This window comes from Paenibacillus sp. 2KB_22 (genome assembly GCF_052115745.1).
Classification (GTDB): domain Bacteria; phylum Bacillota; class Bacilli; order Paenibacillales; family Paenibacillaceae; genus Paenibacillus.
This window is the reverse complement of the sequence record NZ_JBFRHG010000014.1, coordinates 22,321-33,382: the sequence shown is the minus strand read 5'-3', so window position 1 is coordinate 33,382 and position 11,062 is coordinate 22,321. Positions and strand designations below refer to the sequence as shown.

Sequence of the window (11,062 nt, the reverse complement as noted above, 5' to 3'; positions counted from 1 at the left end):
ATCTAACCGCATTCAATTTAAATTCTTCGGTATACGTCTGAAATGTTTGTCCTTTTTTGGCCATAAAAATATCCCCTCCAGGTGTCACTTGAACCCTCATAATAACATGAAGGTTTTTTCAAGTGTCTACTTAAAGGGGATAATACCAAGTCACTCATGAGCCTCGGTTTTTTTACTGTGTCTTATTACTTTTATATATATCCTACTAATTCTATTCTGCGCGTACTTTAAAGAATGAGATCAGTTCTTGTAGTTGCTCGGATACAACCGAGAGCTCATCGGAGGCACTCACAATGGCTGCCATGGAGGCTTCCTGCTCATCAATGGACTGCTCAATTTGTTTACTGCTGTTTGCTGCCTTGCTGACATTGGCAGACAGTTCATCGGCCGTGGCAGACATTTCTTGTGTGCTTGCCGAGATCTCTTCGGTAGAACTGGAGATATCCTGAATCTGGTTTGCAACTTTATTCGTAGCAGTCAGAATATTCTCGAAGAATACGCCAGTCTCTTGGGTAACTTCCAAGCCTTTGGTGACTTCCTTGGAACCCAACTGCATCGCCTCGGAAGATTGCATGATATCCCGTTGAATTTCTTCAATCAACTGTCGAATTTGCTTCGCTGATTCCTGTGATTGCTCTGCCAGGTTACGTACCTCCCCTGCAACCACCGCAAAACCTCGTCCTTCTTCACCTGCGCGGGCCGCCTCGATCGAAGCGTTGAGTGCCAGCAAGTTGGTTTGTCCGGCAATCTCCGTGATCAGATTAACAATGTTGCTAATCTGGTTCGAGTTGTTTTCCAACGATTGAATGGAGTTTGACGTATTTTGCACTGCACCGGAGATCAGGCGCATTTGCTCAATAACTTGCTGCATCACCACATTACCTGTACTGGAGCGCTGCTCCATGCTGAGTGCTTCGTCTGCCACATCAGCTGAACTGCTGGCGATGGTCTGTACGACCGTTGACATCTCTGTCATGGCACGTGCATTCTCTACCGTTGCTTTGTCCTGAGACACCAGTCCGGTGGATATCTCCCGAATATTGGTGCTGATGGATTGAATGTTCACATTATTTTTCTCGGAAATGCCCAGTAATTGCTTGGAAGATTCCGAGAGGTGATGTGAAGTATTCTGTACTTTATAGATGGTTGTATTGAAGCGATGGATCATCGCATTAAACTTCTCATTGATGATACCCAGATCATCTCGCCCGGTATCGATGGTTACGTCCAGATTACCCGTGCTAACTTCTTCGATACCTTTCATCAGATTGCGGATCGGAAGCAACGTTCTTTTCAGCAAAATGAATTGCAACACCATAAACAGGATCAGGAAACCGATCAGGAACATCAAACCGTACGTAAGCAGTTTGTTCAGACCTTTTGGAACGGCGCTTGCATCTACATCGAAGTAAAGAGCGGCGTACATGGAGCCATCTGCGTTATTAATCGGATAGATCAGAGTAGTCCAAGTTCCGTAGTCATCGGTGTAGAAATCACTGAAGGCCGGCTTTCCGTCCTTTTTCATCTGTTCCAGCACCACAACGTTATTCTGAGGCAGTGGGTACATGGCACCTGCGGGCAGATTGTCTTGCTCGAATGGTTCCAACAGGTTCGTTGGAATCGCGATGATGGACGTTCCGTTTCCTTGCTCGAGTTCTGAACCAAAAATGTACGCTTGCGCGATGTTTGGATAGAATTCATGGATGGAATCGAGATAAGTTTTCATTTCCAGCTGTACAGGACCGGCGTAGCTTTTTTCCTTAGCTGCTTCTGCCACTTTGGCAGTGTCGAGATCGTCATACCATTTCTGGGTGATGACGGTAGCCTGGTCGTGCAACTGTTCAACCAAGATATTTTTTTGCAATTGATACGCGGCAGTAATCAGGATTACACCGATCAACATGATGCTGCCAAATGAAATCACCAAATTTTTGATAAAGAAAGGCATGGTACTCCAGCGAAGCTTATTAAACAAGATGGTTCACTCCTTCTACAAATATGAAAATGCACTATACCTGGATGGGATGCTATACGCTATGTAATCTAACGAATATTTAGTGGGAAATTGTTATCGTACAACTTCTATAATTCTGATTTTTACTTCGGTTACGTGACATTCTCTTATGATGCAGTGTGCTTCTTGCATTGTTACAAGTTCTACTTCACTTATAGGACCCCCAGGTAAGTTACTTCGTAGAATATATCGTTATAAAGTCATATTAATATTAGCTTTTCGTGCAAAAATGGTTCTAAGGTACTGGTTCTGTGGGCGTGTTTTTCGTTTTCGATCTTTATTATTACGTTTGTTAATGCAAGGTCAGGAAGACTGAAACATGAGACAACAAGACTTTTGGATTGATGGTAATTTCAAATAAACGGGGCTCCCCATTCATAAAGGGGGGCTTTTGGGCTTGTTTGCCATGACCTAAAGAAAACACAAGAGAACGAAAAGACAGTCCATTGTTGCCCTTCTACAGGAGCGCTAAGATAAAGTTGTAAAAGCGTTTACATTAAGTATTGAAGGGAGCTTAACTCGGATGCCAGAAATTACGATCAGGCTGTATGAAGGCAGGACGGATGAGCAAAAGCAGGAAATTGTGGAGGTGTTCACACGCGAACTCTCGCGTATTATCGACCGTGAGCCGGATTATATTTCCGTTGAATTCAATGAAATTCCATGGGACGAGAACGTTCCTGATAATTTGAAAGCCATGCAATCACAGAAGCAAGGAGGGGAGAAGACGTGAAGCCGGCGGATATTACGCCGCCAAGCCGGGGAACAGCCAGACTTCACTCGTCTGGTCTGGGCACTCGGCTCGGAGATGCGGGACGTTATCTGTGGCGATACCGGATACTATATCTGCTCTCCTTACCGGGTATCCTGTATTTTTTCCTCTTCAAATATGTACCTTTATTCGGTTCAGTGATTGCCTTTCAGAACTACAACATTTTCAAAGGCATCACCGGCAGTGATTGGGTAGGGTTGGAGCATTTCCAGAAGATGTTCAGCCATTATGACTTTTTGCGAATTCTCAATAATACACTTCTGCTCGGACTATATGATCTGGTGATTGCATTCCCGGTACCGATCTTACTGGCCATTCTGCTAAATGAAGTACGGATGATTGTGTTTAAACGGTTGCTGCAAACGATTGTATACATGCCTCACTTTCTATCCTGGGTTGTTATTAGCGGGATCTTCATGGGCATTTTCTCGATGGACGCCGGGGTGGTCAACAAGGCACTTGGGTTTCTGGGGATGCAACCAATCTACTTCCTTGGAGAAGACTCGTACATTCGTTCCATTCTGATTGGTTCCGGCATCTGGCGTGACTCTGGGTATGGAACGATTATTTTCCTGGCAGCCATTGCGGGCATCAATCCCGATCTGTATGAGGCGGCAGAGGTGGACGGAGCCGGGCGTTTGAAGCAAATATGGTCGATTACCCTTCCATCCTTGCTGCCAACGATTATGATTCTGCTGCTGCTGCACATCGGAAAGTTCCTCGATCTGGGTTTTGAGCGTGTGTTTGTGTTCCTGAATCCGCTCAATCTGGAATCGGGTGAAATTCTGGATACGTATATCTACAAAGCTGGACTTCTCTCACAACAATACAGTTATACTACGGCCATCGGATTGTTCAAGTCGGTCGTGGGCTTGATGCTTATTCTACTCGGTAACTTTTTCAGCAAAAAAACAACCGGCGAAAGCCTGTATTAGGAGGCGAGATGGATGCGTACTCCCAGTGTCCGTTACCGTATATTTCGCATTGGCAATCTCGTTTTTCTTACGCTGCTCTCGTTGACGATGATTCTGCCTTTCATTAATGTGCTGGCCCAATCACTTAGCAGCTCGGAAGCGATCATGGGCGGAAAGGTCAGCTTCTGGCCTGTAGCTTTTACCTGGATCAATTACGAATATGTATTCGGCGATGCTGCCTTCTGGCGGGCCTTTGCGGTATCAGTTGGGGTAACGTTAGTTGGTACGCTGGTCAATCTCGCCGCAACGGCATCACTCGCGTATCCCGTGTCCCGTCCAGAGTACAAGGGTCGCTCTCTTGTTGTCATGTTTGTCCTGGTGACCGTCGTATTCTCGGCGCCGCTCATTCCGAACTTTATCCTGATGAAGGAGCTGCATCTGGTCAACAATCCACTGGTGCTGATTGTGCCAGGAGCGATTAACGCCTTTAACTTTTTCGTCATGCGTTCGTTCTTCTCCCAGCTACCGGGTGAATTGATCGATGCCGCCCGCATCGATGGCTGTGGGGAGTTTGGCATCATCTGGCGTATCGTTATTCCATTGTCCAAACCGGCCATGGCATCACTCGGCATTTTCTATGCGGTGGGACACTGGAATGCGTATTCCACCGCGCTTTATTATCTGAATGATCCGGCCTGGTGGCCGATCCAGGTAACACTCAAGAAGCTATTTGAGAGTGACGATATTTCCGTCGATCCGGGTTCTGCCGTCTATAGCACCCTTGCACATACATCGCCGGAAGGCATCAAAATGGCGACCATCATCATCGCCACCTTGCCAATCATTATCATATACCCTTTCCTGCAAAAGCATTTTGTAAAAGGAATCATGGTCGGCTCCGTCAAATCTTAACTACAAGCAGCATACAGATCTGACGGAAACGGGGGAATGGCGATGTTCAGAATCTTGATTACGGACGATGAACCGATGATTCGAATGGGTCTAGCGAAGATGATCAAACAAGCGGGACTGTTCGACTGTGAGATTCGGCAGGCTGCACATGGGGAAGAAGCTCTCCAGGTGGTGAAGGACTTTCGGCCGCACATCCTGTTTACGGATATCCGCATGCCAACGATGGATGGTATTGAGCTCTGCCGTCGTTTATCCGAGCAAGGCAGTACGATACGCATTATTGTGGTCTCCGGTTATTCGGACTTTGAATATGCAAGAGCCTGTATGGATTATGGGGTAAAGCGATATTTGCTGAAACCTGTGGGACGACAGGAGCTTCATGAACTGCTGCTCAAATTGCTGGCATCCGAAGAGGATAAGCCTACGGTTTCTCTTGTACCCGTGAGGGAGCTGAACGATTGGGCGATGCGTCTGGAAGAGGCGATATGGGAGCTTAGGCAATCCGATGTGACGGAGTTGCTCGCAGCATGGTCAGATCGTTATCCGGCATATGCCCTGATGCCTGAACAGACAGCGGAACTTTTTCAGGAATTGCTGGAATTGATTGTAGCCAGAATGAATGCACGGGGAAACGGAACGATGAGTACGTCCAGTCAGATTAATGAAAGCGCTTCCTCGAAAGAGTGCTTCAAGGCTCTGGGCAACGAAATCCAGACGATAATGAAGACGATCAAGGAAAAGCGCAGCGGCAAGCGCAAGCATCCGGTGGAAGAAGCTAAGGCTTATCTGGAGCAGCATTTGCGCCGGGAAGTGTCACTGGACGAGATTGCCGCCAAGTTGGGACTGAACCCGTCCTACTTCAGCCAACTGTTTAAGCAGACCACGGGTCAGACCTTTATCCAATACCGGATACGCAGCAAAATGGAATTGGCCAAACGCATGCTGGAACAGCCGGGCAACCGGATTACGGATATATCCTACGAAGTGGGGTATGCGGATCATCCCCATTTTACCAAGACATTCAAGAAGATTACCGGACTGACCCCGTCCGAATACCGTAGCAAGTTGGGCATTGAATGATGAAGCGAAGCCTGTCGATCCGCCTGTTCTTTCATTTTGCCATCGTGATTACGTTGTCCCTGTCTGCTATCGGCTTGTTTACCTACACCTATGCCTCGACTGAGATGAACGACCAGCTGGCGGACAACATCGCCCAAACGATGCGTAATACGGCCTACCAGACCGACCTGTATTTGCAAAATTATGATCGCTCAACCTACTCCATCCTCTCAAATGGAAGTGTGAAGCATTTCCTCGATATGAATTCGGAGGATAGTTATGCCTATTACGAGTACAGCCGTCAGATTAAAAGGAACGTGTTCCCGCCTGTATTTATGTTATATCCACAGATCAAGTTCCTGTATGTTATCGGGGAGAACGGGCGGGTTGTCATCGATGACAACCAGAATTCAGCGGGCATACCCGATATCGATGCAGCACAGCAGTATAAGGAGCTGCTCGCTGCAACCCCTGCGAATGGCGAATCGACGTTGCTCACCCGCAGTATTCGCAGTGGACAGAGTTCGAATGTCATTACGATTGCACGCCGGATCAGGGGGATGTCCTCCTATACACCAAATGGAGTGCTGGCGATGGAAGTGAATGTGCTTGAGCTGGACAACATCTGGGGAGAACTCGATCTCGGTCAAGGGGGATATCAGTATGTGATGGATCAGAACGGAAATGTCATCTACCTTCCTGGGGTCGAGGAGGCGCAAACCGTGATGTCATCCAGCACCGTGGACAGACTTATGCACATGGAGGCAGGATCACTGGAACAGAACACGGATGGCACCAAACGGCTGTTTATATCGGAACTCTCTGCCTATTCGGGCTGGCGCTTTGTCGCTTCCGTGCCGCTGTCGGAGCTTCAAAGGCCGATTGCAACGATTCGCTCAGCTACATTATGGGTTGGTGCAGGGACCTTGCTCGCGGCACTGGTCGTAGCCTATCGGATCGGCGCTTCTCAGGTGGAACCCATTCGGGTGCTGATGAACGGAATGAGACAGACGGAGAAGGGAATCTGGAACAAGGTGGAGATGAAGGAAAGGCGCGATGAGATCGGTGTGCTGATCCGCAGCTATAATCTGATGGTCAGCCGTTTGTCGGACATGATTGAGAGTGTATATGAGTCGGAGCTGCGCCGCCAGAAGTCGGAAATTGAGCTACAGCAGGAGGCGTTGGAACGACACCGTGCGGAATTTCAGGCGCTCCAGTTGCAGATCAATCCGCATTTTCTCTACAACACGCTGGAGACGATCAAATGTTACGCCGTTGTACAGGACTCCGAAGAAATTGCACAGATGGTGGAATCGATGGCCCATATGCTCCGTTATTCCATTCAGACCAATCTGGAGGAAATTACGGTTGCCAATGAGCTGAAGCATGTGCTGGCCTACCTTTCCATCATGAAACATCGCATGGATCGGGAGCTTGAAGTGGAGGTCATCATTGCACCGGATCTGTTGCTGGAAAAAATGGTTCGACTCACCCTTCAGCCTCTGGTGGAAAATGTGTTACAACACGCGTTTCCGCAAGGCATGGAGCCTGGTCATTATATCCGCATCGATGCTCGGCGCCTGGAAGATCGCTTCCTTGTCATCGTGCAGGATAACGGCATGGGCATGAACGAGGAACGCCTGAAGAAGCTGCGTGACCGTCTGGAACTGAATCGTCTGGCAGGAGAAGATTCCGATGACGTCTACCATCGCGGAGGCATCGGTCTTATGAATGTCCATCGACGGATTCAACTGGTATTTGGAGAAACATATGGCTTGATGATGGAGAGTGAGCGAGGCTTGGGAACGACCATTACGATGGCACTTCCGGCGGATCAGCACAGCAAGCGGATTTAAAGTAATTGAAACCAATAACAGGGAGGAAGATCAAACATGAATATTAACTTGCAGAACAAAATTGCATTGGTAACCGGCTCCAGCGGAGGGATTGGTGCTGCCATTGCCGGGGCATTGGCTCGTTGCGGAGCAAAGGTGGCTGTGAATGGTCTGCATAATATGGAGCGGGCGGAGGAGGTCGTTGCAGCGATCCGAGATGCTGGTGGTGAAGCAGCGGCATTTCAGGCCGATGTGACCGATATGGATGCCATAGAATCGATGGTTGGAGATATCACGCTTCGTTTCGGCGGTCCGATTGACCTGTTGATCAATAACGCGGGGCATCTGGTGGAGCGGAGCCCTATTGAAACGATGAGCGAGGAGCTGTATAGCCGGATCATGGATGTCAATCTGAAGAGCGCCGTCTTTGTCTCCAAAGCGGTCATTCCTGGCATGAAGGCGGCTGGCGGAGGACGAATTATCAATCTGACCTCGGTAGCGGCTCATAATGGTGGCGGGCCGGGTGCAGCTATTTACGCAGCATCCAAGGCGGCTGTCATTGCATTAACCAAAGGACTTGCCAAAGAACTGGCTCCTGGCGGGATTACGGTCAATGCCCTTTCACCGGGCTTCATCGGACAGACTGCGTTCCATGCTACGTTCACCTCGGCGGAAGGCCGAACTTCTGCTGTAGGCAGCATCCCGCTTGGACGGGAAGGGACTCCCGATGATGTCGCAGGTGCGGCGCTGTACCTGTGTTCCGAGCTGGGTGCTTTTATAACCGGAGAAACGATTGAGATCAATGGCGGAATGTACATGCGTTGAGCCTACATCATTGCGATAAGGAGGGAACGATACGATGGAAGTGAAACGGAAGCTTGCAGAAAGACCGTTGTACCAACCCATTAGCGGGCCGTTCCATGTGGACTATGCCCCTGACGAGCATACCGTTCTGGCAGAGAATCCGCCAAGGTTTACCTGGATGGCGGCACAGCAGGAGGATGAGAATGCCTATCTGCTGCAAGTATCGGCGAGCCTTTCTTTTCAGGAAGAAGAGACGATGACCTTTACGCCGCTCCCGTATAATTTTTTCACGCCTGACCGGGTGTTTGAACCTGGAGAGTATTATTGGCGATATGCGCTGCTTGTGGATCATCCGGTGCAGCAAGGAAGCGAAGCCGAAACGGATGCCGTGCAGGAGAAACAGCAGGAAATGTCATCATGGAGTGAGGTGCGGCGGTTTACGGTTCCAGCGGGACTACCTGAGACACCTCTACCTTCCCGGGCACAGCGATACGTTTCCACAGACACGTCTCACCCACGGCTGTGGCTTGGGGAGCGTGGACTGAATGCGCTTGCCGATGGCGTTGCGTCCGATTCCACGTATTGCGGCTGGGATGTGTTTATGGCAAATTCCGTGGAACCGTGGGCAAACCGTGAGCCAATTCGTGAACCGCTGCCTTACCCGGAGAACAAACGTGTCGCCACGTTGTGGAGACAAATGTACATTGACTGTCAGGAAGTGTTATATGCCATTCGTCATCTGAGTATCGCTGGGCGGGTGCTTCGAGACGAACGGCTGCTGGAAGCGGCGAAAACCTGGCTGTTGCATGTGGCGGCTTGGGATACCGAGGGAACGACCTCCCGCGATTATAATGATGAGGCGGCTTTTCGGGTCGCAGCGGCGCTCGCTTGGGGTTATGACTGGCTGCATGATGAGTTGAACAGTGAAGAGCAAGATGTGGTAAGGCGCAGTTTACTGCGGCGGACAGAACAGGTAGCCCAGCATGTGATGGTCCGCTCGAAGATTCATCATGTGCCCTATGACAGCCATGCCATTCGTTCATTGTCTTCCGTGCTTGTGCCTTGCTGTATGGCCATGATGCATGAGGAGCAGCAGGCTGCACAGTGGCTGGATTATGCGATTGATTATTATGCCTGCTTGTACTCCCCCTGGGGAGGAAGTGATGGAGGTTGGGCTGAAGGTCCGATGTACTGGACAACAGGTATGGCCTACGTGACCGAAGCGATGAATCTGCTGCGAAACTATGCGGGTATCGACTTTTTCCATCGACCATTCTTCCAGCGTACCGGGGATTTTCCGTTCTACGTTTACCCGCCTGATGCACGGCGCGCCAGCTTTGGGGATCAGTCTACACTGGGTGATCCGGTAAATTTGAAAACAGGCTATCTTGTGCGCCAACTGGCAGGTGTTACAGGCAACCGCTGGTACCAGTGGTACTTTGAGCGTGTACGCCAATCCGATCCGGGGACAGAGGGAGCCTTTTATAACTACGGCTGGTGGGACTTTAACTTTGACGACTTAGTTTACCGCCACGATTATCCGCAGGTGGAGGAAGCATTGCCAGTGGATATTGAGCCGCTTAAGTGGTTCAGGGATGTGGGCTGGGTAGCGATGCATCACCGGATGGACGATCCAGATGAGCATGTCATGCTGCTGCTCAAGTCGAGCCGTTACGGCTCCATCAGCCACAGTCATGCGGATCAGAACAGCTTTACCCTGCATGCATTCGGTGAGCCGCTTGCGGCGGATACGGGCTATTATATCGCGCATGGAAGTTCCTTTCACCGGGAATGGCGCAGGCAGACACGTTCCAAAAACAACCTGCTGATTGGCGGAGCAGGTCAGTATGCCGAGAACAACAAGGTACTGAATATGGCGGCAACCGGGAAGATCGAAGATGCCTATTGGCGGGATGGCGATGGCTATGTGCGCGCATTGGCGACCGATGCCTATGCCAGCACCGTACCGCATGTGAAGCGTGTTGTACGGGAGATACATTTTCTGCAATCATCCTACTTCGTCATTGTGGACCACATTGATCTGGAGAAGCCGGACAGCGTTCAATGGCTGTTCCATGCACTACACCCGTTACAGCTGAAAGGGCAGACCTTCCGTCTGAACGGGAATAAGGCAGGGCTTGAAGGGACATTTGTCTATGCTTCCTCCGGTGAGCTGTCGCTCAGCCAGACAGATCAATTCGCAGAGGTGGACCCGGCAGAGTATGAAGGGCTGGACAGACATTATCATCTAAGCGCGGAAACGCGGCCTGCCACAAGTCATACCATTGTAACGCTGCTTGTGCCATATAAGATTGAGGAGCCGAAGTATGTTCCCTATTTCATGGATGACCAAGATCACGGCATTCATCTCTATTTTACGAACGACGGTGTTACGAAGAAGATCGAGGTATCCAAGACGTACTAGTTAAGATGAACTGAATATTTACACAAGAACGAAGAGTGCAGAACCCATCTGAAGAAGCGAAGCGTTCGCTAAAAGCTTTCTGTAAGAAAGCTACATCGGAAGCATACACTTATCCCCGGATTTTCCCCTCCGAAAAGGGAATCAAAAAAATCTGGGGATAACAGCGATCGGAAGAGGGTACTGCAATCGCAGTGGCTGAGTGTAAAGTTTGTACGTTCAATTTATATAGTGCTATATGAATGGATGTGGTTGAACGCTGAGTGCTGACCTAAAGAAAACGCAATCTCATCTAAAACATCCCCATTGTTGCAGGCGGTGGGGATGTTT

Annotated in this window: 8 protein-coding genes; 7 read left to right on the top strand and 1 reads right to left on the bottom strand. The window is 49.5% G+C overall.

What is annotated here, in order from left to right; translation table 11 throughout:
* Nucleotides 1-211 precede the first annotated feature (211 nt).
* Nucleotides 212-1,948, bottom strand: a complete 1,737-nt coding sequence (locus AB4111_RS30695; protein ID WP_442035073.1) for a methyl-accepting chemotaxis protein — start codon at nucleotides 1,946-1,948, stop codon at nucleotides 212-214.
* Nucleotides 1,949-2,537: 589 nt separating this feature from the next.
* Here AB4111_RS30695 and AB4111_RS30690 point away from each other — a divergent pair.
* The 7 genes from AB4111_RS30690 to AB4111_RS30660 are packed head-to-tail and all read left to right on the top strand — an operon-like array spanning nucleotide 2,538 to nucleotide 10,735.
* Nucleotides 2,538-2,747 carry a tautomerase family protein gene (locus AB4111_RS30690; protein WP_063567830.1) on the top strand — a complete coding sequence of 70 codons (210 nt, stop codon included), beginning with the start codon at nucleotides 2,538-2,540 and terminating at the stop codon, nucleotides 2,745-2,747.
* A gap of 56 nt (nucleotides 2,748-2,803) precedes the next feature.
* A complete protein-coding gene (locus tag AB4111_RS30685) occupies nucleotides 2,804-3,721 on the top strand; it encodes an ABC transporter permease (RefSeq protein WP_442035071.1) in 918 nt (305 codons plus the stop codon).
* A 12-nt stretch (nucleotides 3,722-3,733) separates the two neighbouring features.
* Entirely contained in the window at nucleotides 3,734-4,612 is an 879-nt protein-coding gene (locus tag AB4111_RS30680; protein WP_074093756.1) for a carbohydrate ABC transporter permease, read from the top strand.
* Between the two features lie 42 nt (nucleotides 4,613-4,654).
* Nucleotides 4,655-5,692, top strand: coding sequence for a response regulator transcription factor (locus AB4111_RS30675; RefSeq protein ID WP_442035066.1), 1,038 nt, complete (start codon nucleotides 4,655-4,657; stop codon nucleotides 5,690-5,692).
* Nucleotides 5,689-7,527, top strand: a complete 1,839-nt coding sequence (locus AB4111_RS30670) for a cache domain-containing sensor histidine kinase (protein WP_442035064.1) — start codon at nucleotides 5,689-5,691, stop codon at nucleotides 7,525-7,527. The genes AB4111_RS30675 and AB4111_RS30670 overlap by 4 nt, the downstream gene beginning before the upstream one ends.
* A gap of 36 nt (nucleotides 7,528-7,563) precedes the next feature.
* A complete protein-coding gene (locus tag AB4111_RS30665) occupies nucleotides 7,564-8,331 on the top strand; it encodes an SDR family NAD(P)-dependent oxidoreductase (RefSeq protein WP_150366204.1) in 768 nt (255 codons plus the stop codon).
* A gap of 34 nt (nucleotides 8,332-8,365) precedes the next feature.
* On the top strand, nucleotides 8,366-10,735 hold the full coding sequence (locus AB4111_RS30660; protein ID WP_442035062.1) for a DUF4962 domain-containing protein: 2,370 nt from the start codon (nucleotides 8,366-8,368) through the stop codon (nucleotides 10,733-10,735).
* Nucleotides 10,736-11,062 lie beyond the last annotated feature (327 nt).